This window comes from Lentzea flava (assembly GCF_014648475.1).
Classification (GTDB): Bacteria; Actinomycetota; Actinomycetes; order Mycobacteriales; family Pseudonocardiaceae; genus Lentzea; species Lentzea flava.
In genome coordinates this window covers 225,533-252,519 of sequence record NZ_BMRE01000007.1, presented here as the reverse complement: position 1 = coordinate 252,519, position 26,987 = coordinate 225,533, and the positions used below count along the sequence as shown (strand labels likewise).

The window sequence follows — 26,987 nt, the reverse complement described above, 5'->3', positions numbered from 1 at the left end:
ACGACATGCCGCCCGAGCTGCACATCTTCGGCAGGGCCGCTTAACTTAGCGGCATTGCGCTAGACCCCACAAGCGAAATCCCCCGCTGGCCACGTGCCGGTGGGGGATTTTTCGTTGCGCAGCCCGGATTTTCTGCCCCGGCATGTCGAAACGGCGGTCTCCGGTTCGACGTAGAGGTGAAGGGAAAATCCTTGGAAGGGAACGGAAATGTCCACCACCCGCTGCGCCACCGTCATCACGCGAGTGCTGGTCCGCAGCCGGTTCGCGCCCGCGGTCCTGACCGCGCTGAACGTCCTGCTCGACACCAGCCACCTGGTCACCGCGCTGCTCGTGGCACTGGCCGAGATCGCCGTCGCGCTCGGCTCGCAGCCCCGCCCGGCGACCGGCGTCGGCCAGGTCAGGACCCGGGAACGGTCCTACCGCGCCACGAACGCCGCCAGCAGCGCCTGCACCTCGTAGACGTCGACGCCCTTGCCGAACTGCTTGGAGATCGGCACGTCACTGCTCGAGACCCAGATCTTGAGCTCCGCGTCCAGGTCGAAGTGGCCGGCGGTCTCCACCGAGAACTGCGTGATGGCCCGGTACGGCACCGAGTGGTACTCGACCTTCTTGCCCGTCATGCCCTGTTTGTCGACCAGGATGAGCCGCCGGTCGGTGAACAGGAACGAATCCCGCACCAGCTGATACGCCGCGTGGAGCTGTTCCCCCTGTGCCAGAAGCCGCCCGAACTCCTTCGCGGCCGCCCGCGGGTCGAGCTTTGACGCGTTCCCCATCATTCCGCTGAGAAGTCCCATACGTCCACATTTACCAGGCTTTCCGAAAGCTTGTCCCCGCCCTGCACTTCTCCTGCCCGGACGCTTCCGCGCCTAACCCGAAAGTGGTTGTCAACAGCCACTCGATCGGGATGGAGATGACGATGCGCAAGCACCTCGCCGGAGTTGCCGCACTGGCCGGAGTTGCTCTGCTGGTGACCGGGTGCGCCAGCAACGCCGCCGAGGCACCGAAGCAGGACCCGATGCCGACGCCGGACCAGGTCAAGGCGCTGTTCGCGGACTGGAACGCGGCCCTCGCGACGGGTGACCCCCAGAAGGTGGCCGACCGTTACGCTCCGAACGCGGTTCTGCTGCCCACGGTGTCGAACAAGGTGCGGTCCACCCGCGCCGAGATCGTCGACTACTTCGAGCACTTCCTGCAGAACAAGCCGAGCGGCACGATCCTCGACTCCCACGTCGCCGTGCTGGACGCCGACGACGCGATCGACGCCGGCACCTACCGGTTCTCGCTCACCCAGGACGGCAAGCCGACCACTGTGGACGCCCGCTACACGTTCGTCTACGAGAAGATCGACGGCAAGTGGCTCATCGTGAACCACCACTCGTCGGCGATGCCGGAGAAAGCGTGATCCGCACGCACAACCCGCCACCGGGCGCGGCGTCCAGCACCACCGTGCCGCCGTCGTCGGTGACGAGCTGCTTCACGATCGCGAGGCCGAGTCCGGAGCCGCCCTTGCCGGTCAGGCCCTGACCGCGCCAGAACCGGTCGAAGGCCCGTGCCCGCTCGGCCTCCGGCAGCCCCGGCCCGGAGTCGATGATCTCCAGCAGGCCGGGCCGGGTGGTGCGGACGAGGATCGTGCCGCCGTCGGGGGACACCTCGAGCGCGTTGGACAGCACGTTGTCCAGCACCTGCTCGAGGTGCCCCGGCGTCGCGAGGACCCGGATGTCGAACCCCTCGGACACCAGGGAGATCGACCGTTCGTCGGCGGCCGCCCGCCACGCGGTGAACCGTTCGCTGACGACGTCGAGCACCTGCACGGGCTCGGGGTGGGCGACGTTGGCCTCGGCACGTGCCAGCGCCAGCAACCCGTTGACCAGTCGTGACATCCGCACGACCTCGGCGGTCGCCATCTCGACGTCCTCGCGGACGTGCGGGTCGTCGACGCCGTCGGCCACGTTGTCCAGCGACAGCCGCAGCGCGGTGAGCGGTGTGCGCAGCTGGTGCGAGGCGTCACCGATGAACGCCCGCTGCGAGCCGACCAGCGTGCCGATCGTCTCCGTCGCGGTGTTCAGCGTGCGCGCCAGCGTCCGGGTCTCCGGAGGGCCGGTCTCCTCGGCCCGCGCGGTCAGGTCGCCGTCGCGCAACCGCGCCGCCATCCCGTTGAGCTCCCGCAGCGGACGGGTGACCCGCCGGGCGAGCCAGACGCCGAGCAACGCCGCCACGATCAGCACCATGACCGCCAGCGCCGCGCGGAAACCCCAGATGTACCAGAGCCGGTCCACGATGGGATCGTCCGGATAGGACAGACGGATCGCGCCGGCGACCGTGCCGTCCGGCTTCTTGGCGTGCACGGTGAGCTTGAGGCCCTCGGAGTCCCAGACTGCGCCCTCGGGCGCCTCAGGTCCGAGGACGTCGATGCGGCCGGGCGTCTGCCGTTCGTAGGCGTCCACGAGAGCGTTCAGCGACCGGGTGTCGCCCGAGGCCAGCAACAGCGCGGCGGTCTCGGCCTCACGACGCGCGCTGTTGACCGCGTCGTCGTACAGCTGCTGGTTCAACGTGAACGCCACCGGCACCGTGAACGCCGCGATCGCCACCGCGACCAGCAGCACGTAGCTCCAGACGAGTTGCCGGATCACGTGAGCACCAGCCGGAATCCCACGCCGCGGACGGTCTCCAGCGACGCCGCGTCACCGAGCTTGCGCCGCAGCACCCCCACGTGCACGTCCAGCGTCTTGGTGGGACCGAACCAGTTCTCGTCCCACACCGCCTCCATGATCTGCTCGCGGGTGAACACCGCGCCGGGCTCCTCGGCGAGGAACACCAGCAGGTCGAACTCCTTCGGCGTGAGGTCCACCTCGGCGCCGTCGAGGTGCACCCGCCGCCCGCGCCGGTCGATCCGCAACCGCCCGTGCTCCTGCACCGGTTCCTGTTCGGCCCTGGCCGGCTGCACGCGCCGCAGCACCGCGCGCATCCGCGCCACGACTTCCCGCACCCCGAACGGTTTGGTGACGTAGTCGTCGGCCCCGATCTCGAGCCCGACCACCCGGTCGACCTCGTCGGACCGCGCGCTGATCACGATGATCGGCACGTCGCCGCGGGCCCGCAGCTCCCGGCACACGTCCAGGCCGTCCATGTCGGGCAGTCCGAGGTCGACCAGCACCAGCGCGAAGTCGCCTGCCTCCAGCGCCTCGGCGCCGGTCCGCACCCACCGCACCTCGAACCCGTACCGCGACAGCCCGCGTGTGAGCGATTCCGCGATCGGCTCGTCGTCCTCCACCAGCAGCACCCGCATGGGCGCAGATCATTCCACTCACCGGGGTAGAGCGTTCCTCAGCCTGATCCCGCTCCACCCGAGCGAGCTCACCGTCACCGCGTCCCAGAACGGCCACAGGTTCGGCAGCACGCGCAGCGCGATCCCGGCCTCCTCGTGCAGCGCGAAGAGATCGCCGACCCGTTCCGGCGGTCCCAGCGGCACCACCGGTTCGGTCGCGACCATCGCGACACCGCGCCCGTCCCCGTCCTCCCCGAACGGCTTGAACGGCGTCGCGTCGAACCGGTACGCGTAGAGCTCCACCGTCCTCATGCGCTCCAGCCACCCGTACTCGACGGCGTGCACCCTCGTCCCGCAGCCGGGGCCGATGATCCGGTCGCGGTCCGCCTGCGAGGAACTCCGGACCGTCCACGCCATCGCCCGCGGGCACTGCCGGGGGAACCAGTAGTCGGGGGAGCGGCCGTGGTCCACCGCCCACACGTACTCTCCCGGCTGCCGCGCCGTGGCCGCCAGGTGCGGCACGAACTCCCGGATCGTCGGGTCCTCCGAAAAGTGCAGTACCTGACCGGGTTCGGGGCGCATGTGGTCATACTGGCCCGCATGCGGAGGCTGACGCTCGCGGTTTTGCTGGTCCTCACCGGCTGCTCCTCAGGCACCGGCGACACGGTCGGTTTCACCGCCGTCGGCCTCACGGCCACACCGGAAGCGCTGGCCACCCACAACGACACGCTGGTAATCGGCACTCGCCCTGCCGACCACCCGGAACTGGTGACCCGCGCCCAGGACGGCACGCTGAGCAACGCCAGGCTGATCCCGGCCACCCCGTACGGCAAGGAAGCGCACTGGTACGGGATCACCTCCGACGGCACCACCATCACCGGCGTCGGCGGCGAACGCGGCGGCGCGCACGGCAACGTCCGCTGGAGCGCCTGGACCGGCGACACCCGCCAGATCACCGAGAAGCCGCAGGCGTTCAGCACGTTCGGCGGCTACGGCGCGGGCGAGCTGATCGGCGTGGTCCGCACCCAGCAGGGACCGTTGATCATCGGCACCTGGCAGAGCGCCAAGGCGGGCCTCGACATCGCGGTGTGGACGTACGCGGCCGACACGTGGAGCCGCCAGCCCTCCGCCGGCACCGTCCTGGAGAGCTCGCAGGAACTCCTGCGCTTCCCGCTCGCCGTGACTCCGAACGACGACGGCGCGCTCGTCGTCGGCTGGCAGATCGCCAAGGGCACGGTGAGCGCGGCCGTCTGGCAGTTCGACGGCAAGACCTGGACCACGGCGACCCTCCCGGACGGCGACGCCGCGCTGGCCGCCCGCTGCTGGGACGGCACCTGCCACGTCGTGGGCCGCAGCAAGGGCAAGCTCGCCTGGTGGTCGGGCCCGGAGTGGAAGAAGCACACGACCCCGGACATCCCGGTCGGCGACGACCAGAACCTCGCCGCACCCGTGCCCGTCAACGGCACGCCGACGCTGTTCATCGACCACAACGGCGTCAAGCTCGTGTCCGAAAAGGACGAACGGCAGGCTGACGGCCCGACGGGTGAGGTCAAGGCGGCCGAGGTGGCCGGCGGTCAGGTGTTCGTGATCGCGGGCGACCGGCTCTGGCGCCTCACCTAGCCAGCAACGCCCGCAACGTCTCCAGCCCGTCCAGCACGGCCTTCCGCTCGGCGGGGGAGGCCGCGGCCAGGGCCTGGGTGAGCCGTCCGTACGGCCCGTCCTTCAGATCTTGCCGGTACTGGTGCACGGGCGCGGTCACCTGCACGCGGGTGTAGCGGCGGTCGTTCGCGTCCTGCTCCCGCGACACCAGCCCGCGCGCCTCCAGCCGGTCCACGATCCCGGACGTGGTGCTGTGGGAGAGGTTCAGCCGCCGCGCCAGCTCGGTCACCGTGGCGGGGCCTTCCGTCAGCAACGAGTGCACAGCACTGATCTGCGGCGTGGTCAGCCCGCTGCGCGCACGGTCACCGGTCGGCTCCATCGACGTGGTCAACAGCTCCTGCCGCAACGCGCGCAAGTGCGCCATCACGGCCTCGGCGTCCCGGAAAGCGGTGTTGTCAACCATGGACTGGAGTGTACGTTGGATACGACGCGTCGCATACGACGGATCAAGGGGAGAACCGAAGATGGCGATCAAGCGCGTACCCACGCCCGCTGGTGACGAAGCCTGGCTGGTCACCGGCTACGACCAGGTCAGGGCGCTGCTCGCGGACCGCAGGCTCGGCCGCGGCCACGCCGATCCCGACAACGCGCCGAGGTTCGTCGACTCGGTACCGCTCGGCAGGCCGCACAAGGCCACGCAAGAGGAGGAGAACGAGCGCCACGCCTGGATGCGCCGGCTGCTCGCGCCGTCGTTCTCCGCCAGGAACATGGAGTCCCTGCGCCCACGCGTGCGGCACCTCGTCGACGGCCTGCTCGACGACCTCGTCGCGCTGCCCCAGCCGGCCGACTTCCACGAAGCGGTGTCGTTCCCGCTGCCGGTGCTGGTGATCTGCGAACTGCTCGGCGTCCCGTACGAGGACCGTGAGACGTTCCGGGGCTGGTCAGAGGCCATGAGCACACTGAACAACCCGCAAAAATCCCAGGAAGGCTTCATGTGCCTGTGGACCTACATGGGTGAGTTGGTCGCACGGAAGAAGAAGGAACCGGGCGACGACGTGATCACCCGCCTCATCGAAGGCACGCCGCCCGGTCAGGACGAGGTGGTCGCCCAGCTCAGCGCCGGCCTGCTGTTCGCGGGCCACGAGACGACCGTCGCCGCCATCGATCGCGGCGTCATGTTGCTGAGCCTCAACCCCGGCCAATGGGACGCACTGCGCGAAAACCCGCAGAACGTCCCGGACGTCGTCGAGGAGATCCTCCGCCACCGCTCACCGGTGGCGGCGAGGTCGGACGACTCCGGCATGCCGAGGTACGCGATGTCCGACATCGAGATCGAGGGCGTTCGCATCCCGGCGGGTGATCTCGTCCTGCTCGGCATCGGCCAGGCCAATCGAGACGAGACCCGCTTCCCCGACCCGGCGGCCTTCCTGCCACGCGAGTCCAACCCGCACCTCACGTTCGGCCACGGCCCGCGGTTCTGCGTCGGCGCCCCGCTCGCCAGGGTCGAGCTGACGGAGGTCTTCACCGCCCTCGTGACCCGGTTCGCGACGTTCGGCCTAGCGGTCGACGTGGCGCAGCTCACCCTCAGGGCGGAGCAGCTGGTGGGCGGGGTGGCGGAGCTGCCGGTGCGCTGGACGGCCTCATGACCTGGTCCGCATCGATAAAGTAACCGTGCACGCCCGAGGCGCTCCAGAGCGTGATGCCCGGTTTCGGATCACATTGCGCTGCTTGTCCCACATCTTCCGGTGATTGCATTCACCCGTCTGCGTCATGACGCAACAGAACTTCACGGTGAATACAGCGATCCGGACGCACAATGGTCACGCTTGGACACACAATTGCCGAGAGTCAACTGTTGATGTGGCTGTTCGTCCGACCATTCCCCCACGCATGGGTGACTATGGCCCGGTCAGTGGGCCCCTGCGTAATGGTGGGGGTGGGCGGCGGACCGTCAGATCGGCGGTTAATCTCTTGCACCTCGTCCACTGCAATCCAGTGCGCCGACGTCGCAACCACCGGGGAGAGGACTGAACACGGGTGGCCGGATTTCTGTTGCGACGGTTGGTCAACTACGTGGTGCTCGCCCTCGTGGCGACGTTCCTCGCGTTCACGTTGGCCTCCGTCACCTTTGACCCGATCGGGTTGTTGCAGCAACGCAACCCGCCGCCACCCGCCGCGTCGATCGAGGCGAAGAAACGGGACCTCCACCTCGACCAGCCGATCCCGCAGCGGTTCGTGACCTGGATGAGCGGTGTGGTGCAGGGCGACTTCGGCCGGACGGTCGCCGACCGCCCGATCACCGACGAGCTCGGCAGGCGCATCGGCGTCAGCCTGCGGCTGTTCCTGCTCGGCATCACGATCGGCATCCTGTTCGGCGTGCTGATCGGCGTGGTGAGCGCGATCCGGCAGTACAAGTTCAGCGACTACTTCGCGACCCTGTTCTCCTTCATATTGCTGTCGACGCCGGTCCTCGTGCTCGGCAACCTGCTCAAGATCGGCGCGCAGAGCATCAACAACTCGATCGGCAGCAACGTGCTGATCTTCGTCGGTGAGGAGACGCCCGGCTTCCAGGGCAACTGGTTCGAGCACCTCGGCGACCGGCTGCAGCACCTGATCCTGCCGACGCTCGCGATCGCGCTCGGCCAGATCGCCTACTACAGCCGCTACCAGCGCTCGTCCATGCTCGACGTCCTGGGCAGCGACTTCCTGCGCACCGCGCAGGCCAAGGGCCTCACCCGGCGCAAGGCGCTGATGAAGCACGGCCTGCGGACCGCGCTGATCCCGATGGCGACCCTGTTCGCGTTCGGGTTCGGCCTGCTGGTCGTCGGCGGCACGTTCACCGAGCGCATCTTCACCTGGTACGGCATGGGGGACTGGCTGGTCACCGGCATCTCGGCGCAGGACACGAACATCACGGCCACGGTGACGCTGTTCGTCGCGGTGTGCGTGCTGTTCTCCGGCTGGCTCGCCGACGTGCTGTACGCCGCGCTCGACCCCCGAATCCGTGTGAACTAGGCAAGGTGACGACGTGACCGTGATCCTCAACGAGGGCGACTCCGCGGGAACCGCCGGCGCCGCCCAGGGCAGCCCCGTCGACGCCGCGCCCGAACCGGACAAGGCGATGACGCGTGGCCGGTTGGTGCTCATCCGCTTCATGCGCAACAGGCTCGCGCTGATCGGCCTGATCATCATCGTGGCGATGTACCTGCTGGCGTTCGTCGGCCCGCTGCTCTCGCAGTGGTCCTACGAGGACCGCGACTACAGCGCGTTCCTGCAGCCGCCCTACGCCGACCACATCTTCGGCACCGACAACATCGGCACCGACATGTTCGCGCAGACCATGCGCGGGCTGCAGAAGTCGTTGATCATCGGCCTGCTGGTGGCGCTGATCTCGACCACCGTGGCCGCGATCGTCGGTGCGACCGCCGGCTACTTCCTGGGTGTCGCCGACAAGGCGCTCATGTGGGTGGTCGACCTGCTGCTCGTGTTGCCGTCGTTCCTGATCATCGCCATCCTCAGCCCGTGGTTCCGCGGCAAGTCGTGGTGGCTGCTGGTGCTGATGCTGGCGGCGTTCCAGTGGATGATCACCGCGCGCATCGTGCGCGGCATGACGCTGACGCTGAAGGAACGCGAGTTCGTGAAGGCGGCCCGGTTCATGGGGCAGCCCGCCCGCACGATCATCGCCAAGCACATCGTGCCGAACATGGCGTCGCTGCTGATCATCGACGCCACGATCAACGTCGCGACGGCGGTGCTCGCCGAGACCGGCCTGAGCTACTTCGGCTTCGGCGTCCAGTCTCCCGACGTCTCACTGGGCACCCTGATCGGCAACTTCGCCCAGTCCGCGACGACCTTCCCGTGGCTGTTCCTGTTCCCGGCGGGCTTCCTCGTCGTGTTCGTGCTGGCGGTGAACTGGGTCGGCGACGGTCTGCGTGACGCGCTCGACCCGACCTCCACGCGCGTGCGCCGCAAGGAGAAGAAGGACACCAAGGAGAAGGCCGCCTGATGACCAGTTCGGAAATCCTGTTCGACACGCCGGCCGACCCGGCGGTCGAAGGGCCGGTTCTGCAGGTCGAAGACCTCCACGTGTCGTTCCCCAGCGAGGCAGGCCGCGTGCAGGCCGTGCGCGGCCTGAGCTACGAGGTCTCGCCCGGTGAGGTCCTCGGCATCGTCGGCGAGTCCGGCTCCGGCAAGTCCGTGTCGTCGCTCGCCGTCATGGGCCTGCTGCCCGAGTCCGCCCGCATCAGCGGTTCCATCAAGTTCCAGGGCCGTGAGCTCATCGGCCGCACCGACGCGGAGCTGTCGAAGATCCGCGGCCGGCGCATCTCGATGGTGTTCCAGGACCCGCTGTCCGCGCTGACGCCCGTCTACACCGTCGGCGACCAGATCGCCGAGGCGATCCTGGTGCACCGCGGCGGCTCGGTGTCCAAGCAGGCCGCGGCCAAGCGCGCGGTCGAGCTGCTCGACCTCGTCGGCATCCCGAACGCCGCCGAACGCGCCAAGGCGTTCCCGCACGAGTTCTCCGGCGGCATGCGGCAGCGCGCGGTGATCGCCATGGCGATCGCCAACGACCCGGACCTGATCATCGCCGACGAGCCGACGACCGCGCTCGACGTGACGGTGCAGGCCCAGGTGTTGCAGCTGCTGGAGACCGCGCAGGAGGTCACCGGCGCGGGCATCGTGATCATCACCCACGACCTCGGCGTCGTCGCCGGGTTCGCGGACCGGCTGATGGTCATGTACGCGGGCCGTGCCGTGGAGACCGGCAAGGTCGAGGAGATCTACCAGCAGCCGCGCATGCCGTACACGCTCGGCCTGCTCGGCTCGATCCCGCGCCTCGACGTCGGCGAGAAGCAGGCGCTCGTCCCGATCGTCGGCCAGCCGCCGTCGCTCACGGCCCTTCCCCCAGGTTGTCCGTTCGCGCCGCGCTGCCCGATGGTCGTCGACGCCTGCCACACCGCGGAACCGCCGCTGATCGACGTGGACGGCTCCGCCGAGCACAGGGCCGCCTGCATCAGGACCGGTGAGATCGCCGCGACCGACTCCGAGGGTGCCGAGGCCGCCGCCGAGATCTTCGGTGCCGAGGTCGTCGAGGAAGCCGAGATCGCCAAGGTTCCGCGCGAGCAGCGCGAGATCGTGCTGGAGCTCGACGGCCTGGTCAAGGAGTACGCGGTCAACAAGGGCGTGGTGTTCAAGCGCCGCGTCGGCACCGTGCACGCCGTGGACGGCATCTCGTTCGACATCCGGGAGGGCGAGACCCTCGGCCTGGTCGGCGAGTCGGGCTGCGGCAAGACCACGACGCTGATGGAGATCCTCGGCCTCGAAAAGCCCATGGGCGGCGAGATCTCCGTGCTCGGCACGAACGTGTCCTCTTTGGACTCGAAGCGCCGCTTCGAGATCCGCCGTGACATGTCGGTGGTGTTCCAGGACCCGATGGCGTCGCTGGACCCGCGCCTGACGATCAACGACGTGATCGCCGAGCCGATGCAGGTGCACGGCTACAGCAAGGATGAGATCAACCGGCGGGTGCCGGAGCTGATGAAGCTCGTCGGCCTGCGTCCCGAGCAGCTGTCGCGCTATCCGGGCGAGTTCTCCGGCGGCCAGCGGCAGCGCATCGGCATCGCACGGGCGCTCGCGCTGGAACCGAAGCTCGTCGTGCTCGACGAGCCGGTGTCCGCGCTGGACGTCTCCATCCAGGCCGGTGTCATCAACCTGCTGGAGGAGCTCAAGTCCAAGCTCGGGCTGGCGTACCTGTTCGTGGCCCACGACCTGTCGGTCGTGCGGCACATCGCGGACCGGGTCGCCGTCATGTACCTCGGGAAGATCATCGAGATCGGCGAGGTGAACAGCGTGTTCGACGCGCCGCGTCACCCGTACACGCAGGCGCTGCTGTCGGCGATCCCGATTCCCGACCCCGTCAAGGAACGCCAGCGGGAGAGGATCATCCTCACCGGCGACCTGCCGAGCCCGGCGAACCCGCCGTCCGGCTGCCGGTTCCGCACCCGGTGCTTCCTGCACGCGTCGCTGCCTCCGGAGAAGCAGCGCACGTGCATCGAGCTGGAACCACCGCGCGAGGTGCAGGCAGAAGACCACGAGGCCGCCTGCCACTTCGCCCAGATCCGTCAGGTCCTCTGATGCATCCGTCGCCTCAGACGACCTGCGAGCACGAAGGAACAGTGTCCCCGGCAACTGGTGTCCGGGCACGAGGGAGGTTCACGACAGTGAGTCGACGTACCAAGGTGGGAGTGACCGCGCTGGTCGCGGTCGCCCTCACGCTTACCGCGTGTGGGGGGGCCCAGCAAGACCGACTCCGGCCTGAAGGGCGCGGAGAACACGGTGGGTCAGGCGGACATCAACCCGCAGGACGCCTCCAAGGTCAAGGACGGCGGCGAGTTCCGCTGGCCGGTTGACCAGCTGCCGGACAACTGGAACTACAACCAGCTCGACGGCACCAACGCCGACGGCCGCCGCATGATCGACACGATGATGCCGAACCTGTACAAGCAGCTGCCGGACTCGACGATCGAGATCAACAAGGACTACCTGGAGGAGGCGAAGCTCGCCTCCACCGACCCGCAGGTCCTCGAGTTCAAGATCAACCCGAAGGCCAAGTGGTCGGACGGCACTGCCCTGTCGTGGCAGGACTTCGAGGCCATGTGGAAGTCGCTGAACGGCACCAACAAGGACTACTCGGTCGCCGGCACCACGGGCTACGAGGACATCGAGAAGGTCGAGAAGGGCGCGACCGACCAGGACGTCAAGGTCACGTTCAAGAAGAAGTTCGCCGAGTGGAAGGGCATTTTCTCGCCCCTCTACCCGAAGTCCATGTCGTCCTCCGTCGAGGAGTTCAACAAGGGCTGGGCGGACAAGCCGAAGGTGACCGCCGGTCCGTTCAAGATCGGCACGATCGACCTCACCGGCAAGGTCGTCACCGTCGTGCGCGATGACGCGTGGTGGGGCGAGAAGCCGAAGCTGGACAAGATCACGTTCCGTCAGGTCGACCGCCCCGCCCTCGCGGACGCGCTCGCCAACGGCCAGATCGACTACTTCGACATCGGCTCCAGCATCGACAACTTCACCAAGGCGCGGTCGATGCAGGGTGTGACGATCCGCCAGGCGATCACGCCGGACTACTCGCACATCACGTTCAACGGTGCGGACTCGTCGATCCTCAAGGACGCCAAGCTCCGCGTCGCGCTGATGCGCGGTATCGACACCAAGAACATCACGCGGGCGCTGCTCGGCCAGATGCTCAAGGGTGACGCGCAGATCACCGGTAACCACTTCTTCCTGCTGGGCACGAAGGAGTACAAGGACAACTCGTCCATCGCGTCGTTCGACAAGGAAGCCGCGAAGAAGCAGCTCGACGAGCTGGGCTGGAAGCTCGAGGGTGAGACCCGGAAGAAGGACGGCAAGGAGCTCGTCATCCGGTACGTCATCCCGACGCCGAACCCCGTCTCCGACCAGATCGCGAAGCTCGTGCAGTCGCAGCTGAAGGAGGTCGGCGCCAAGATCGACATCCAGGCCGTGCCGTCGACCGACTTCTTCAAGCAGTACGTCAACGTCGGCAACTTCGACATGACCGGCTTCCGCTGGCTGTCCTCGGCCACGCCGATCTCGGACAGCAAGGGCATCTACTACCTCGACCCGAACAGCACCAACCAGAACTACGGTCGCATCGGGTCCGAGGAGATCAACAAGATGCTCGACGAGGCCAACGGTGAGCTCGACGACGCCAAGCGCGCCGCCCTCACCAACGAGATCGACAAGAAGATCTGGGAGATCGGCCACCAGCTGCCGCTCTACCAGCTTCCCGGCGCGGTCGCGGTCAAGAGCAACGTGGCGAACTTCGGTGCCGTCGCGTTCGCGAACCGCCCGTACGACTACATCCACATGGGCTTCACCTCGTGACGTGTAGTTAGCTGATGAACGGCCCGGCGGGTCCTCCTGCCGGGCCGTTCGTCTTCTTCTCTGGAGTTGTGTTGCTGCGTTCCCGGGTTCGTGCGCTGCGCCACGGTGTTCTCGCCACGGCGGTCGTGCTGTTCGTCTGCTCCGTCGTCGCGTTCTTCTCGTGGCTGTCCTATTCGGACGATCGCGACCTGTTGTCGTCCATGACGTCGCGCGAGGTCGGCAGCGTCGTGTCGTTCGACGGCGGCGCGGTGGAGGTGCGGTGGCCGTCCGGGTCGGCGCGCGTCCCGTACGAGGACGGCGACCGGGTCGTCGGCAAGCAGACGCAGGTGGCGTTCGACCCGGCCGATCCTTCGCGTGCGGTGATTCCCGGCGCGGACCTGTTGCTGGAGACCGATCGCGCGCTGGGCGGCGTGACGTTCTCGGTCGCGGTGGCGTTGCTGGTGGTGCTCGCGGGCCTGGTGCGGCTGTTGCTGGCGGTCAGGTCTGTGCGGGCCGAGCCGGTCACCGCGTCCGTGCGGCGGATCCGGGTGCAGTCGGGGCTGATGGTGCGGTCGTGGCTGGAGATCGACGGCCGGGTCGAGCGCTGGCTGCCCGTCTACTACGACCCGGTGCTCGTGACGCTGCCGTCGCCCGTCGACGTCGAGCTGCGCGGCGGACGGGTCGTGGTGGCCGACGGCGTGACCATCTACCCGTCGGGCCGTCCGGTGCACAAGCACCCGCGCGGCCGCCGGGTCGACAACCCGGCGCAGCCCGATCCCGAGACGCGGGCTCCGCGCGGCCTGCTCGCGCAGCTGCGGGTGGACGCGGTGTTCCTGGTGCCCGCGCCGATCGTCGGCCTGTTCTGGGCGTACGTGGACGGGAGCGGTTTCACCGGCTGGATCACGGCCACGGTGATCGCCGCGGCCCTGGGCCTGTGGTGGGGTGCGTTCCGGGGTTCCGACCCGTCGTAATGCTTTCGACCGGCTGAGCGACCTCCTTCGATAGGAGGCCGCTATGACCGACGTCACACTGCGCGTTCACGAGGACGGGGCCGACGACGAGCGCATCGAGCAGCTCGCCACCTTCCTGCGGGCTGAGCTGCGCGAACTGGCACCGGTGGCCGGCGTTCCCGGCGAGGCCGCCGAGGGCGCCAAGGCCCTCGACCCCGCCGAGATCGGCACCGTGCTGACGACCATCTCCCAGTCCACCGTGCTGGCCGCGCTGATCAACGCCGTGTCGTCGTGGCTGGGCCAGCGCCGCGAGCGTTCCGTGACGGTGGAGGCCGACGGCGACACGCTGGAACTGACCGGCGCGCCCACGGAGGCCGAGCGGGCCCGCGCCGCGGAATGGCTGGCGAGACACCGCCCCCAGCGCTACGCGTTGATCATCGCGAGCTACGAGTTCACCGACCCCGGCCTGTCCGCGCTGCGCGCCCCCGCTCACGACGCGGCCCGCCTCGGCGAGGTCCTGGCCGATCCGCGCATCGGCGGGTTCGACGTGCGCACCCTGATCAACTCCTCGGCCGCCGAGGTGAACGAGGCCGTCGAGGACTTCTTCGCCGACCGCGAACCGGACGACCTCCTGGTCCTGCACTTCTCCGGCCACGGCGTGAAGGACGAGGCGGGCGAACTCCACTTCGCCACCTCGGGCACCAGGCTCAACCGCCTGGCCGGCACCGCGGTCTCCGCCGACTTCGTGGCCCGCCGCATGAACCGCTCCCGCTCCCGCCGCATCGTGCTCCTGCTCGACTGCTGCTACTCCGGCGCGTTCGGCCGCGGCATGGTCGCCCGCGCGGGCGGCTCCGTGGGCCTGGAGGAACAGTTCGGCGGCAGCGGCCGGGCCGTGATCACCGCGTCGTCGGCCGTGGAGTACGCCTTCGAGGGCGCCGCCGTCGCCGACTCCTCGGCGGGCGAACCGTCGGTCTTCACCTCAGCCCTGGTGGAGGGCCTGGAATCCGGCGACGCCGACCGCGACCAGGACGGCCACGTGGGCCTCGACGAGCTCTACGAGTACGTCTACGACCGCGTCCGCCGCGTGACCCCGCACCAGACGCCCGGCAAGTGGATGCTCGACGTGCGCGGCGACCTGCGCATCGCTCGCCGTGCCCGGCCGGTGTCCGTGCCCGCCGCGCTGCCGTCGGACCTGCAGGAGGCCATCGACCACTCGCTGCCCGGCGTGCGGGCGGGGGCGATTCCGTCGCTGGTGCGGATGTTGTCCGTGGCGCACGAGGGCAGGGTGCTGGCGGCGCGGCTCGCGTTGCGGCGGCTGGCGGAGGACGACAGCCGGATGGTGGCGACGGCAGCCCGCAAAGCACTGGGGGAGAAGCCGGAACCGGCCACCGCACCCGCGCCGACCTCGCTGCTCGCCTCGCGGGAGGGCGCGGGTGCGGCCCAGGCTCGCGCAAGGGTCCCCTCGGATCGGGAACCCCCGCTTTCCACGGTACTCAGCGGGTCTGACACTCCGGCGAGAGCCGACCGGGCGGACCGGTCCGGCGAGCGGGACACCGGGCCCCGGCGGTCGCGGCTCACCGCGTCGGGTGCCGGCTCGGCCATGCAGGGAGTGAGCGCCGCACGGGTCCCGGTCTCCGGCACGACCGCGGCGCCCCGCCTGGCCGCAGGCCTGACCGCGGCGTCCCGCCTGGTCGCAGGCCTGGCACTGGCGCTCCTGGTGGTCGGCCTCATGACGGTCACCGGCGGCCTGACCGGCCATCTCGGCGACACCATTTCCAGCACCCTGCTGTTCGCCACCGTCTGGCCGTGGGCACTCGTCGCCACCATGTTCGCGCTGACCTGCCGCGACCACCCGTGGCTGCCCGGCGCCGCTCTTGGCCTGCTGGCCGGCACGACCGGCCTCGTCGGCGGCAGCGAGACGACCTACCTGCCGTTCCTGCTCGGCATGGCCGTCACGGTGGCGGCCGCGGCGCTCCTGGCGAGTCCGCGGTGGCTGGCGGCCGCGAGCGGGGTGCTGGGAGCGGCCGGTGTGCTCGTGGTCGCCTCCTCTGCCGACGCCCTGGAGTCGTTCGCGGGCGACGCGACCGACCTCACGTTCCTGGCGGTCGCGATCGCCCTCACCGGTCTCGCGGGCTACCGGATCTGGCGGGAACGGGCCCGGTTCTCCGCGATCGCGCCGGTGTTGCTGATCGTGGACGCGGCCCTGCACCTCACCGGTGTCCCGCTGTTCGTCGTGCACGCGAGCTTCGCGGGCCTGGTCGTGGTCCCGCTGATCGCGGTCCTGACCAGCGGCACGGCCAGGTTCGCCGGCTACGTCACCGTGGCCGCCGGGCTGCTCGTGCGCGCCAACGAGTACGTGGCCGCGTCCGAGCCGACGTTCACCAGCGTCAGTCATGTGGCCCTGCCGCTGGCGGCAGCGATCGTCGCCTACTTCTCGCGTTCGCGCTGAGCCTTGCGCCGCTTGCCCTCGTGCATCGCGACGACCCGCGCGACCGGGATGCCGTGCCCCTGTTCCACCAGGTCATCGGGCAGCCGTTGCGGCGCGGGCATCAGCGAGGTCCACGGATCGCCGTCGAACCTGCTCTTCACGGTGAAGTCGGCGGGGACGACGTCCTTCAGCGAGTCCCACGGCACCGGGAACGAGATCGGCAGCCCCTCCCGCAGCCGCGGGCTGTACGCGGCGACGACGGTGGCACCCCAGGCCCGAGTCGAGTCGAGGAAGACCTTGCCCTGCCGCTCGTCCCGGATGTAGGCGGTGGTGGCGAGCGACGGATCGAGCTTCTCCGCCCGTGCCGCCACCGCGCGCGTCGCCGCCGCCACGTCGTCGGGATCGTGCTTCTCCAATGGAACGAAGATGTGCACGCCCTTGGCGCCGCTGGTCTTCACCGCGCCTTCCAGGCCTGCCTGCGCCAGAGCTTCCCTGATCAGGAACGCCGCTGCGACCACGACGTCGAAACCGGCACCCTCCGGCGGGTCGATGTCGAGCACCATGTGCGTCTGGTGGTCATCCCCGGAATGATCTTTGACGAACAACGGCACGTGGTACTCGACCGCACGCTGGTTCGCGAACCACATCAGCGTCTGCTTGTCGTCGCACAGCGCGTACTTGATCTGCCGGTGCGACGTCTCCGCCCACACCTCGACCGTCTTGACGAACGACGGCGTGTACTTGGGAACGTTCTTCTGCATGAACGGTTCCTGGCCGTCCTTGGATCCCTTCCCGGACAGGATCCGCCACACCGACAGCGGCCGCCCCGCCAGCACCGGCACGAACCGGTCGGCGACGAAGTCCAGGTACTCCACCAGGTCGCCCTTGACCATGCCGCCGAACAGCGGCTGGTCGAGGTTCGAGAACTTGATCTCACTGCTGCTCATCGGGAACCTCGAGTTCGTCGCGGGCGGCCCACTCCAGCAGCGGTTCGATTCCCCACACCGCGTCGTCGATCCCGGCGTGCAGGTCGCCCAGTTCGGCGTAGCGCTTCGGCACGGTGGCGATGGTGAAGTCGCGCGGGTCGACGTCGGGGATCTCGTCCCAGCGGATCGGCGTCGACACGGTGGCCTCGGGAACACCGCGCACCGAGTAGGCAGACGCGATCGTCCGGTCGCGCGTGTTCTGGTTGTAGTCCACGAAAACCAGCGACGGGTCGCGGTCCTTGCGCCACCACGTGGTCTCGGCGTCGTCCGGCGCGCGGCGTTCGACCTCGTGCGCGAACGCCAGAGCCGCCTTGCGCACGTCGTGGAACCCGTAGTCGGGCTTGATCCGCACGTAGATGTGCAGGCCCTTCGACCCAGACGTCTTCGGGAACCCGACCGCGCCGAGTTCCGCGAGCACCTCCTCGACCACACCGGCGACCCGTTTGACCCGGTCGAACGTGCACGTCGGACCGGGATCGAGGTCGATGCGCCACTCGTCGGGCTTCTCCGTGTCCGCCGCACGCGAGTTCCACGGGTGGAACTCCACAGTGGACATCTGGACGGCCCAGATCACGTCGGCGACGTGCGTGACGCAGAGTTCGTCCGCGTGGCGGTTGTAGCGCGGAAAGTGCACCCGCACGGTCCGCACCCACGGTGGCGCGCCGTGCGGAAGCCTTTTCTGGTGCACTTTCTCGCCGCTCACGCCCTCGGGGAAGCGGTGCAGCATGCACGGCCGTTCCCGCAGCGCGCGGACGATGCCGTCACCGACGGACAGGTAGTAGTTCGCGAGATCCAGTTTCGTCTCGCCGCGCGCGGGGAAGTAGACGCGGTCGGGGTTGGAGATCCGCACGACGCGGTCCTCCACCTCGAGCTCCACAGCCGGAGACTTGCCCATGCCGCCACGCTAGCCGTTTCCAGGTGTTTCCTCAGCCCGAACGGTGTTTGCATCGGCGCTGTGGCGTCCACGCTGTGGTTCCGGCGGTTCGCGGAGGCTCCCGACGGTGCTCCGCGGCTGGTGTGCTTCCCGCACGCGGGTGGCGCGGCGAGCTGGTACCAGCCGTTCGCCCAGGCCTTCCACGGCCGTGCCGAGCTGGTCGCGGTCCAGTACCCGGGGCGGCAGGACCGCAGGTCAGAGCCCCTGATCGACGACATCCGCCGGCTCGCCGACGCCATCGCGCCCCTGTTGAGCCGAGACCGGCCGCTGCACCTCTTCGGACACAGCATGGGCGCGATGGTCGCGTTCGAGGTGGCACTGCGACACGAACCCGACCACCTGTTCGTCTCCGGCAGGCGCGCGCCGCAGATCGTCCGCGACGACCGCGTGCACCAGCGGGACGACGCCGGTCTCCTCGCCGAGGTCAGGAAGCTCGCGGGCACGAACGCGCGGGTGTTCGACGACGAGGAGCTGGTACGGATGGTGCTGCCCGCGATCCGCGCCGACTACCGGGCCGCGGAGACCTACCGCTACCGCCCAGGGCCGCCGCTCGGGTGCCCGCTGACCGCGTTGACCGGCGACGCCGACCCGAAGGCGTCCGTCCACGAGGTGGAGCAGTGGCGGGAACGCACGACCGGGCCGTTCGCGCTGAAGGTGTTTCCCGGCGGCCATTTCTTTCTGTCGGACAACAGAAGTGCCGTCGCCGCCGTGGTTTCAGGCGAAACCCCTAGTGCCTGAACCCCTAATTTGGCAAGGGATTGGGGTCCGTCCCGTTGCGGACCTCCGGTGATGAGAGGAAACGGGATGACCAAGCGGGCACTGATCACCGGGATCACCGGGCAGGACGGCTCCTACCTCGCCGAGCACCTGCTCAAACAGGGCTACCAGGTGTGGGGGCTCATGAGGGGGCAGGCGAACCCGCGCAAGATGCGGGTGTCCAGGCTGATGTCGGAACTGTCCTTCGTGGACGGTGACCTGATGGACCAGGCGTCGCTGGTGTCCGCTGTGGACCTGGTGCAGCCGGACGAGGTCTACAACCTCGGCGCCATCTCGTTCGTGCCGATGTCGTGGCAGCAGGCCGAGCTCGTCACCGAGGTCAACGCCATGGGCGTGCTGCGCATGCTGGAGGCCATCCGCATCGTCTCCGGCCTGTCGAGCAGCCGCCACAACGGCGCCGCGGCCAAGAACATCCGCTTCTACCAGGCGTCGTCGTCGGAGATGTTCGGCAAGGCGGCCGAGACCCCGCAGCGCGAGACCACGATCTTCCACCCCCGCAGCCCGTACGGCGTCGCGAAGGCCTACGGGCACTTCATCACCCGCAACTACCGCGAGTCGTTCGGCATGTACGCGGTCGGCGGCATCCTGTTCAACCACGAGTCGCCGCGCCGTGGCGCGGAGTTCGTGACCCGCAAGATCTCCCTCGGCGTCGCGAAGATCAAGCTGGGGCTGCAGGACAAGCTCGCGCTGGGCAACCTGGACGCGTTGCGCGACTGGGGTTTCGCGGGCGACTACGTGCGCGCGATGCACCTGATGCTGCAGCAGGACGAGCCGGAGGACTACGTCGTCGGCACCGGTCAGATGCACTCGGTGCGCGACGCGGTGCGCCTCGCGTTCGATCACGTCGGCCTGAACTGGGAGGATCACGTCTACATCGACCCGGTGCTGGTCCGCCCGGCCGAGGTCGAGATCCTGTGCGCCGACACCACTCGGGTACGCAACGAGCTGGGCTGGAAGCCGGAGGTCGACTTCTCGTCGCTGATGAAGATGATGGTGGAGGCCGACCTCAAGCACGTCGCCACCGAGCACGAGTACGGCGACCTGCTGGCCGCCGCCAGCTGGTAGATCCTTCTGCCCCGGGTCCACAGCCGCTGTAGTTTTGCGGCTGTGGATCTTTTTTCGCTTTCTCTGGGGGCACTGCTCGACGCGGTGAGCGAGCTGAAGGACGACGATTTCGGCAAGCCGTCCGGGTGCGAGGGCTGGCTGGTGCGGGATCTGGTGTGCCATTTCGTGATCGACGCGCAGGACGTGCTGATCACGCTGGTCACCCCGACCGCGGACCCGGTGACGCACGACTCCGTGACGTACTGGAAGGTCTCGCACGAACCCGCGGACGACCCGCTGGCCGCGCTGACCGTCCGGCTGGCCGCCGCGTACGGCGAGCCGTGGATGCTGAAGCACCACGTCGACGACCTGGGGCGGGCCGCGTTGCGGGCCGCTCAGCTCGCCGATCCGACGCTCAAGGTCAGCACGCAGGACATGGTGCTGTGCACGGCCGGCTACCTGGGCGCCTACGTCTGGGAGTGGACGCTGCACCACCTCGACCTGGTCCTGCACCTGTCGGACGTGCCAGGCCCGCCCGCAGCGGCGCTGGCCCGCTGCCGGGAGATGCTGGAGCAGATCGCCGGCGCGTTCCCGGCGTCCTGGGCGGACGAGGACGTGCTGCTGGTGGGAACGGGACGGCGCGCCCCGACCGAGGCGGAGCGCGCCGAGCTGGGAGACCTCGCGATCCCGTACGTGCTGGGCTGAGTGATCGGCAGCCTTCGCCGCGTCTTCGACGCTCAGCAGGGCGGGCCGGCACCACGACGCACCCGTCTGACCGCCGAACACGGGGCAAGGCCGCCGGCCACGGCCCTAGGCTGAGTACAGCCGGGCGTAGAAACCGTTGGCGGCCATGAGTTCCTCGTGCGTGCCGCGTTCCACGACCGCGCCCTGGTCCATCACGACGATGAGGTCGGCGTTGCGGATCGTGGACAGCCGGTGCGCGATCACGAAGCTGGTCCGCCCGGCCCGCAGCGACGCCATGGCCTGCTGGATCAGGACTTCGGTCCGGGTGTCGATCGACGACGTGGCCTCGTCCAGCAGCAGGATCGCGGGCTGGGCGAGGAACGCGCGTGCCAGCGTGATGAGCTGCCGTTCGCCAGCGGACAGCCCGCCGTGCTCCTCGTCGAGCACCGTGTCGTAGCCGTGCGGGAGCGCGCGCACGAACCGGTCCACGCACATCGCCTGCGCTGCCGCGATGATCTCCTCGCGGGTCGCGCCGGGCTTGCCGTAGGCGATGTTCTCGGCGATCGTGCCCTCGAACAACCACGTGTCCTGGGAGACCAGCCCGATGGCGGACCTGAGGTCCTCGCGGGTCATCGTGGTGATGTCGGTGCCGTCCAGCAGGATCCGGCCGCCGTCGAGGTCGTAGAACCGCAGCAGCAGGTTGCCGAGCGTCGTCTTGCCCGCGCCGGTGGGCCCGACGATGGCGACGAGCTGGCCCGGTGTGGCGGTGAGCGACAGGTCGTCGATCAGCGGCTTCTCCGGCACGTACCGGAAACAGACGTGGGAGAACTCGACGTGCCCGCGCACCGGTGAGACGGTCGCGGGCTCGGCGGGCGCCGGTGGTTGTTCCGGCTCGTCCAGCAGCTCGAACACCCGCCGGGCGGACGCGATGCCGGACTGGAGCTGGCCGGAGAAGTTCGCGACGTCGATGATCGGCCGGGAGAACATGCCGGAGTACTGGATGAAGGCTTGCACGTCACCGATGGACACGCTGCCGCTGGCGACCCTCAACGCGCCGACCACGGCCACCAGCACGTAGTTGAGGTCGGTGATGAACCTCGTCGCCGGCCCGATCAGGCCGGAGATCGCCTGCGCGCTGAACGACGACCGATACATGATCTCGTTGTGTTCGGCGAACTCCCGCACCGCCTGTTCCTGGCGCCCGAACGCGGTGATCAGCGCGTGCCCGCTGTACATCTCCTCGACGTGCGCGTTCAACGCACCGGTCGATTGCCACTGCTGGGCGAACTTCGGCATGGCGCGCTTGGAGATGTACGCGGCCAGCACCAGCGCGATGGGCACGCAGACGAGCACCAGCACGGCCAGTTCGACGGAGATCACCAGCATGATCGCCAGGACACCGACGACGCTGACGAGGCTCGTGAGCATCTGGCCGATCGACAGCTGCACGGTGCGCTGGAGGTTGTCGACGTCGTTGGAGACGCGGGAGAGCACCTCGCCGCGCGGGTTGCGGTCGAAGTACGCCAGGGGAAGCCGGGTGAGCTTCGCGTCGATCTCCTCGCGCAGCCGGTAGACGGCGTGCTGAACGATGTTCGTGACGATCCGGCCCTGCACGAGCATCGACAGCGACCCGATCACGTAGAGGCCGAGGATGACCATCAGCAGCTGGCCGAGCGCGGGGAAGTCGACGCCCTGGCCGGGAACGACGTCGACGGTGCTGATGACGTTGGCGAGCGTGTCCTCGCCCTGTTCCCGCAGCCGCGCGAGGATCTCCTCCTCGGTGGCGCCGGCGGGCAGGCTGCGGCTGACGAGGCCGGTGACGATGAGGTCGGTGGCGCGGCCGAGCAGGAGGGGGCCGAGCAGGTTGAGCCCGATCGACACGACGGCGAGCAACCCGATCACGACCAGCTTGCCCCGGTAGGGCAGCAGCAGCCCGAAGAGGCGTTTCGCGGTGCTGGGCCGGTGGTTCTCCTCGACCGGCGCGGGAGCTTCCGGATCTGCGAGCAGGGTCATCGGAGAGCCCCTCCCACGGGCTGGGAGAGAGCGATCTCCCGGTAGGTCTGGTTGGTGCCGATGAGCTCGGCGTGCGTGCCGGAGCCGACGACCTGGCCGTCCTCCAGCACGATGACCCGCGACGCCGCCTCGACGGTGCTGATCCGCTGGCTGACCAGCAGGATCGTGGCGTGGCCGAGCTCGCAGGCCAGTGCGGCGCGCAGCCGTGCCTCGGTGCCGAGGTCCAGTGCGGAGAAGCAGTCGTCGAGCAGGTAGATCTCGGGCCGCCGCACCAGCGCCCGTGCGATGGCGAGGCGTTGCCTCTGTCCACCTGAGACGTTCGAGCCGCCCTGGGTGATCGGCGCGTCGAGGCCGAGCGGGCGGACGAACTCGGTGGCCTGCGCGATCTCCAGCGCGTGCCACAGCTCGTCGTCGGTCGCGTCTTCCTTGCCGTGGCGGAGGTTCGCCGCGATCGTGCCGCTGAACAGGTGTGCCTTCTGCGGAACGTAGCCGACGATCTGGTGCAGTGCCGACGGATCGAGGTCGCGGATGTCGACGCCGTTGATCCGCACTTCGCCGCCGGTGACGTCGTAGAGCCTGATGGCGAGCGACAGCAGGGTCGACTTGCCGCTGCCCGTGCTGCCGAGGATCGCCACCGTCTCGCCTGGCCTGGCCACGAGGTCGATGTCGCGCAGCACCGGTTTCTCCGCGCCGGGATAGCCGAACGTGGCGCCGCGCAGTTCCAGGTGGCCGCGGGTCTTCATGGTTCGGACGGGCTTTTCCGGCCAGGTGATGCTGGATTCCGCCCGCAGCACCTCGTCGATCCTGGCCGCGGACACGGCGGCGCGCGGGGCCTCGGTGAACACGAGCATCGTCATGATGATCGCGACGATGATCAGCGTGACGTACGACAGCAGCGCGAGCAGTGCGCCGAGCTGCATGGTGCCGGCGTCGATGCGGTGGCCGGAGAACCAGATGATCGCGACGGTCAGCACGTTCATGACGGTCATGACCATCACCGGCAGTGCCGCCATGATCCGCCCGACCCGCAGCGTCGTGCCGTAGAGGTCGCGGTTGGTGGCGTCGAAGCGGGCGCGTTCGTGCGGGTCGCGAACGAACGCCCTGATCACCCGGACGCCGGTGATCTGCTCGCGCAGCAGGTGGTTGATGCGGTCGAGGAACTTCTGCATGGCCTCGTAGAACGGCGAGAGCCGCTTCAGCATGAGCGTGAGGCCGAGGACGACGATGACGACCAGCGCGATCAGGATGGTCGCGACCGGCAGGTCCTGCAGCAGCGCGAGCGCGACACCGCCGACGCACATGATGATCGCCGACACCGCGACGTCGGCGGTGGTCAGCACGATGCTCTGGACCTGCCCGACGTCGTTGACGGTCCTCGTGATCAGCGAGGGCGCGCCGATCTGGTCGACCTCGCGGGCCGACAGGCTCATGACCTTCCCGAACACCTTCGCGCGCAGGTCGCGTCCGAGACCCGCGGACACGCGGGAGCTGAGCAGCATCGCGCCGCTCGCGGTGAGGATCTGCACCACGGCCACCCCGAGCATGGTGGAGCCGGTGGCCCAGATGTAGGTGGCGTCGCCGAGGAGCACCCCGTTGTCGATGATCCGCGCGTTGAGCGTGGGCAGCAGCAGGGTCGCGGCCGTCTGGACCAGCTGCAGTGCCACCAGGAACAACAGTGGTCCCCGGTAGGTCCGGAGGTGGGTGTTCAGAAATCTGATGAGCACACGGTCCAGCAGACCGCAGTTTCTTGCGGGCATTCCCTAGCGTCTGTGCTTCTACCTTGGGGTGCATGAGCGAGATCCTGAGCGCCATCGAATCGGGCGACGCGGTGGCGCGGGACTTCGAGGCGCTGCCGGTGCCCGAGAGCTACCGCGCCGTGGTGGTCGAGGAAGCCGACGCGGAGATGTTCGCGGGCCTGCCGACCCGCGACAAGGACCCGCGCAGGTCGTTGAAGGTGCGGGAGGTCCCGACACCGGAGCTCGCGCCGGGTGAGGCGCTGATCGCCGTGATGGCGTCCTCGATCAACTACAACACCGTGTGGACGTCGATTTTCGAGCCGCTGTCCACGTTCGCGTTCCTGCGGCGGTTGGGCGGCAAACACGATCTGCCCTACCACGTGGTGGGGTCGGACCTCGCCGGTGTCGTGCTGCGCGTCGGCCCTGGTGTGACGGTGTGGAAGCCGGGCGATCGCGTGGTCGCGCACTGCCTGGACGTGCCACTGGAGCACCCCGACGGGCACAACGACACGATGCTGGACCCGCAGCAGCGGATCTGGGGTTTCGAGACGAACTTCGGCGGCCTGGCCGATCTCGCACTGGTCAAGGCGAACCAGCTGATGCCGAAGCCCGAGCACCTGACGTGGGAGGAGGCCGCCTCGCCCGGTCTGGTCAACTCCACCGCCTACCGCCAGCTGGTGTCGGTCAACGGCGCCAACATGAAGCAGGGCGACACGGTGCTGATCTGGGGTGCCTCGGGCGGTCTCGGTTCGTACGCCACGCAGTTCGCACTGAACGGCGGCGCGACGCCCGTGTGTGTCGTGTCGTCGCCGGACAAGGCCGAGATCTGCCGGTCGATGGGCGCGGAGCTGATCATCGACCGTTCGGCTGAGGGCTACAAGTTCTGGAAGAACGAGCACGAGCAGGACCCGCGCGAGTGGAAGCGGTTCGGTGCGAAGATCCGCGAGCTGACCGGCGGCGACGACCCGGACATCGTGTTCGAGCACCCCGGCCGGGAGACGTTCGGCGCCTCGGTCTTCGTGACGCGCAAGGGCGGCAAGATCGTCACCTGCGCGTCCACGTCCGGTTATCTGCACCAGTACGACAACCGCTACCTGTGGATGAACCTCAAGCACATCATCTCCTCGCACTTCGCGAACTACCGCGAGGCGTGGGAGGCGAACCGCTTGATCGCCAAGGGAAAGATCCACCCGACACTGTCCAAGGTGTACTCGCTCGACGAGACGGGCCAGGCCGCGTTCGACGTGCACCGCAACGCCCACCAGGGCAAGGTCGGCGTGCTGTGCCTCGCGCCGTCCGAGGGGCTGGGCGTGCTGGACCACGAGCTGCGCGACAGAAACATCGGCGCGATCAACCGGTTCCGCACCTCCGACTGAAGGTTTCTCCATGACGGAAGAAGTCACCGCGCCCGCTCCGGCGTGCCCGTTCCCGTTCCCCCGTGACCCGCACCGCCCGCTGGACCTCCCGCCGGAGTACGCCCGGCTGCGCGCAGAGCGGCCGGTGCAGAAGGTGACGACACCCGCGGGCGACACCGCCTGGCTGGTGTCCAGGTATGCCGACGTGCGCGCTCTTCTCGCCGACACGGAACGGTTCTCCGCCGAGGTGATGAACCCCGGCTACCCGCGGTACCTGTTCCCGGTGGACCCGCAGCCGGGCGCGTTCGTGACCGTCGACCCGCCGGAGCACACCCACTACCGGCGCATGATCATGTCGATGTTCACCAAGAAGAAGGCCGAGGAGGTGCGGCCGCAGGCGCAGAAGCTGGTGGACGAGCGGATCGACGCGATCCTGAAGATGCCGCAGCCGGTCGACCTCGTCACGCACTTCGCGCGCCCGATCCCGTTGACCGTCGTGTGCGAGCTGCTGGGCGTCCCCTACAAGGACCGCCTCGCGTTCGGCCGCTGGATCAACACCCTCGTCGAGACGACGTCGTCGCAGGCTCACCGCAACGCCGCTGCGGGTGCGCTGTTCGGCTACCTGACGAAGCTGGTGGCGCAGAAGGAGAAGGAGCCCACCGACGACGTGCTCGGCCGGCTCGTGTCGAACCAGATGGCCGCAGGCGAACTGAAACGCGAAGAGGCCGTCGTCATCGGCATGATGCTGCTCTCTGCGGGCTACGACACGACGGCGTCGTCGATCGCGCTGAGCATCCTCACGTTGCTGGAGCACCCCGACCAGCTGGTGAAACTGCGCGAGAACCCGGACCTGATCGTCGGTGCCGTGGAGGAGTTGCTGCGGCACCAGAACGTGATGCAGTGCGGTGTCGGCCGGGTGGCCAAAGTGGACCTGGAGATCGCCGGTCAGCCGATCAAGGCCGGGGAGGGGATCATCGCCCTGCTGTCCTCCGCGGACCGCGACGAGTCGGTCTACTCCGACCCCGACACGCTCGACATCACCCGCAAGGACTCGACGCCGCTGGCGTTCGGGCACGGCATCCACAGCTGCATCGCGAAGTTCCTGTCCCGGGTGGAACTCCAGGTCGCGCTGCTGACGCTGATCACCCGCATTCCCACGCTGGCGCTGGCGAAACCGGCGGACGAACTGCGGTTCCGCGACGGCGCGATCGTCTACTCGCTGCGGGAGCTTCCCGTTACCTGGTAAGTGTTCCACGTGCTCGGGGCGTCCCTGTGAACAGGGGCGCCCCAAGTCGTTTCTAGGGGTATGCCAGGCGCTCGGACGCG

At 68.7% G+C, this 26,987-nt stretch carries 24 protein-coding genes; 15 read left to right on the top strand and 9 right to left on the bottom strand.

Annotation, left to right across the window (positions count from 1 at the left end; translation table 11 throughout):
• Nucleotides 1-207 precede the first annotated feature (207 nt).
• Nucleotides 208-459, top strand: coding sequence for a hypothetical protein (locus IEZ09_RS12560; RefSeq protein ID WP_189253812.1), 252 nt, complete (start codon nt 208-210; stop codon nt 457-459).
• Here IEZ09_RS12560 and IEZ09_RS12555 read toward each other — a convergent pair.
• Nucleotides 417-794: a PH domain-containing protein gene (locus IEZ09_RS12555; protein ID WP_189253811.1), complete on the bottom strand. Its 378-nt coding sequence runs from the start codon at nt 792-794 to the stop codon at nt 417-419. The genes IEZ09_RS12560 and IEZ09_RS12555 overlap by 43 nt on opposite strands.
• Nucleotides 795-916: 122 nt before the next feature.
• On the opposite strand from IEZ09_RS12555, the gene IEZ09_RS12550 reads away from it, so the two are divergent.
• On the top strand, nt 917-1,402 hold the full coding sequence (locus IEZ09_RS12550) for an SgcJ/EcaC family oxidoreductase (RefSeq protein WP_189253810.1): 486 nt from the start codon (nt 917-919) through the stop codon (nt 1,400-1,402).
• Here the strand turns inward: IEZ09_RS12550 and IEZ09_RS12545 are convergent.
• Genes IEZ09_RS12545 through IEZ09_RS12535 form a run of 3 tightly spaced genes read right to left on the bottom strand, consistent with a single transcriptional unit; the run spans nt 1,359 to nt 3,847 of the window.
• A complete protein-coding gene (locus tag IEZ09_RS12545; protein WP_189253809.1) occupies nt 1,359-2,630 on the bottom strand; it encodes a sensor histidine kinase in 1,272 nt (423 codons plus the stop codon). The two genes, IEZ09_RS12550 and IEZ09_RS12545, sit on opposite strands and share 44 nt — an antisense overlap.
• Nucleotides 2,627-3,286 (bottom strand): response regulator transcription factor, encoded by a 660-nt coding sequence (locus tag IEZ09_RS12540; RefSeq protein ID WP_189253808.1) that lies wholly within the window; start codon nt 3,284-3,286, stop codon nt 2,627-2,629. Before IEZ09_RS12540 ends, IEZ09_RS12545 begins: the two co-directional genes overlap by 4 nt.
• Nucleotides 3,287-3,304: 18 nt before the next feature.
• Nucleotides 3,305-3,847: a DUF6886 family protein gene (locus IEZ09_RS12535; RefSeq protein WP_189253807.1), complete on the bottom strand. Its 543-nt coding sequence runs from the start codon at nt 3,845-3,847 to the stop codon at nt 3,305-3,307.
• A gap of 18 nt (nt 3,848-3,865) precedes the next feature.
• Here IEZ09_RS12535 and IEZ09_RS12530 point away from each other — a divergent pair, with 18 nt between their 5' ends.
• Nucleotides 3,866-4,885 carry a hypothetical protein gene (locus IEZ09_RS12530; protein WP_189253806.1) on the top strand — a complete coding sequence of 340 codons (1,020 nt, stop codon included), beginning with the start codon at nt 3,866-3,868 and terminating at the stop codon, nt 4,883-4,885.
• Here IEZ09_RS12530 and IEZ09_RS12525 read toward each other — a convergent pair.
• Nucleotides 4,878-5,327, bottom strand: a complete 450-nt coding sequence (locus tag IEZ09_RS12525; RefSeq protein ID WP_189253805.1) for a MarR family winged helix-turn-helix transcriptional regulator — start codon at nt 5,325-5,327, stop codon at nt 4,878-4,880. The two genes, IEZ09_RS12530 and IEZ09_RS12525, sit on opposite strands and share 8 nt — an antisense overlap.
• A 61-nt stretch (nt 5,328-5,388) precedes the next feature.
• Here IEZ09_RS12525 and IEZ09_RS12520 point away from each other — a divergent pair, with 61 nt between their 5' ends.
• The 7 genes from IEZ09_RS12520 to IEZ09_RS12490 all read left to right on the top strand — a co-directional run bounded on the left by IEZ09_RS12520 (nt 5,389) and on the right by IEZ09_RS12490 (nt 16,153).
• Nucleotides 5,389-6,510 (top strand): cytochrome P450, encoded by a 1,122-nt coding sequence (locus tag IEZ09_RS12520; protein ID WP_189253804.1) that lies wholly within the window; start codon nt 5,389-5,391, stop codon nt 6,508-6,510.
• A 406-nt stretch (nt 6,511-6,916) separates the two neighbouring features.
• Nucleotides 6,917-7,879, top strand: a complete 963-nt coding sequence (locus IEZ09_RS12515) for an ABC transporter permease (RefSeq protein ID WP_229812487.1) — start codon at nt 6,917-6,919, stop codon at nt 7,877-7,879.
• A gap of 13 nt (nt 7,880-7,892) precedes the next feature.
• Complete coding sequence (locus IEZ09_RS12510) at nt 7,893-8,870, top strand: ABC transporter permease (RefSeq protein ID WP_229812486.1); 978 nt, start codon at nt 7,893-7,895, stop codon at nt 8,868-8,870.
• Nucleotides 8,870-10,999, top strand: a complete 2,130-nt coding sequence (locus IEZ09_RS12505; RefSeq protein WP_189253802.1) for an ABC transporter ATP-binding protein — start codon at nt 8,870-8,872, stop codon at nt 10,997-10,999. Before IEZ09_RS12510 ends, IEZ09_RS12505 begins: the two co-directional genes overlap by 1 nt.
• Before the next feature lie 150 nt (nt 11,000-11,149).
• Nucleotides 11,150-12,775, top strand: a complete 1,626-nt coding sequence (locus tag IEZ09_RS12500) for an ABC transporter family substrate-binding protein (protein WP_229812485.1) — start codon at nt 11,150-11,152, stop codon at nt 12,773-12,775.
• A gap of 68 nt (nt 12,776-12,843) precedes the next feature.
• Entirely contained in the window at nt 12,844-13,725 is an 882-nt protein-coding gene (locus IEZ09_RS12495; protein WP_189253801.1) for a hypothetical protein, read from the top strand.
• A gap of 43 nt (nt 13,726-13,768) precedes the next feature.
• Nucleotides 13,769-16,153, top strand: a complete 2,385-nt coding sequence (locus tag IEZ09_RS12490) for a caspase family protein (protein WP_189253800.1) — start codon at nt 13,769-13,771, stop codon at nt 16,151-16,153.
• Here IEZ09_RS12490 and IEZ09_RS12485 read toward each other — a convergent pair.
• Both IEZ09_RS12485 and ligD read right to left on the bottom strand, forming a co-directional pair.
• Nucleotides 16,132-17,079, bottom strand: a complete 948-nt coding sequence (locus IEZ09_RS12485) for a DNA polymerase domain-containing protein (RefSeq protein ID WP_189253799.1) — start codon at nt 17,077-17,079, stop codon at nt 16,132-16,134. The two genes, IEZ09_RS12490 and IEZ09_RS12485, sit on opposite strands and share 22 nt — an antisense overlap.
• On the bottom strand, nt 17,066-18,013 hold the full coding sequence (ligD, locus tag IEZ09_RS12480) for a non-homologous end-joining DNA ligase (RefSeq protein ID WP_189253798.1): 948 nt from the start codon (nt 18,011-18,013) through the stop codon (nt 17,066-17,068). The genes IEZ09_RS12485 and ligD overlap by 14 nt, the downstream gene beginning before the upstream one ends.
• A 60-nt stretch (nt 18,014-18,073) precedes the next feature.
• On the opposite strand from ligD, the gene IEZ09_RS12475 reads away from it, so the two are divergent.
• From IEZ09_RS12475 to IEZ09_RS12465, 3 genes are all read left to right on the top strand, one after another.
• Complete coding sequence (locus tag IEZ09_RS12475) at nt 18,074-18,790, top strand: thioesterase II family protein (protein WP_308202381.1); 717 nt, start codon at nt 18,074-18,076, stop codon at nt 18,788-18,790.
• A gap of 66 nt (nt 18,791-18,856) precedes the next feature.
• Nucleotides 18,857-19,894, top strand: coding sequence for a GDP-mannose 4,6-dehydratase (locus tag IEZ09_RS12470; protein ID WP_189253797.1), 1,038 nt, complete (start codon nt 18,857-18,859; stop codon nt 19,892-19,894).
• 42 nt (nt 19,895-19,936) lie between these two features.
• A complete protein-coding gene (locus IEZ09_RS12465; protein WP_189253796.1) occupies nt 19,937-20,578 on the top strand; it encodes a maleylpyruvate isomerase N-terminal domain-containing protein in 642 nt (213 codons plus the stop codon).
• Nucleotides 20,579-20,683: 105 nt separating this feature from the next.
• Here IEZ09_RS12465 and IEZ09_RS12460 read toward each other — a convergent pair whose 3' ends face one another.
• Nucleotides 20,684-22,570, bottom strand: a complete 1,887-nt coding sequence (locus tag IEZ09_RS12460; RefSeq protein ID WP_189253795.1) for an ABC transporter ATP-binding protein — start codon at nt 22,568-22,570, stop codon at nt 20,684-20,686.
• Complete coding sequence (locus IEZ09_RS12455) at nt 22,567-24,294, bottom strand: ABC transporter ATP-binding protein (protein ID WP_189253794.1); 1,728 nt, start codon at nt 24,292-24,294, stop codon at nt 22,567-22,569. Before IEZ09_RS12455 ends, IEZ09_RS12460 begins: the two co-directional genes overlap by 4 nt.
• 65 nt (nt 24,295-24,359) lie before the next feature.
• On the opposite strand from IEZ09_RS12455, the gene ccrA reads away from it, so the two are divergent.
• Nucleotides 24,360-25,682, top strand: coding sequence for a crotonyl-CoA carboxylase/reductase (ccrA, locus tag IEZ09_RS12450; RefSeq protein WP_189253793.1), 1,323 nt, complete (start codon nt 24,360-24,362; stop codon nt 25,680-25,682).
• A 10-nt stretch (nt 25,683-25,692) separates the two neighbouring features.
• The gene (locus IEZ09_RS12445; protein ID WP_189253792.1) at nt 25,693-26,907 is read left to right on the top strand and encodes a cytochrome P450; all 1,215 of its coding nucleotides are present in this window, start codon (nt 25,693-25,695) and stop codon (nt 26,905-26,907) included.
• The last annotated feature ends 80 nt before the right edge of the window (nt 26,908-26,987 follow it).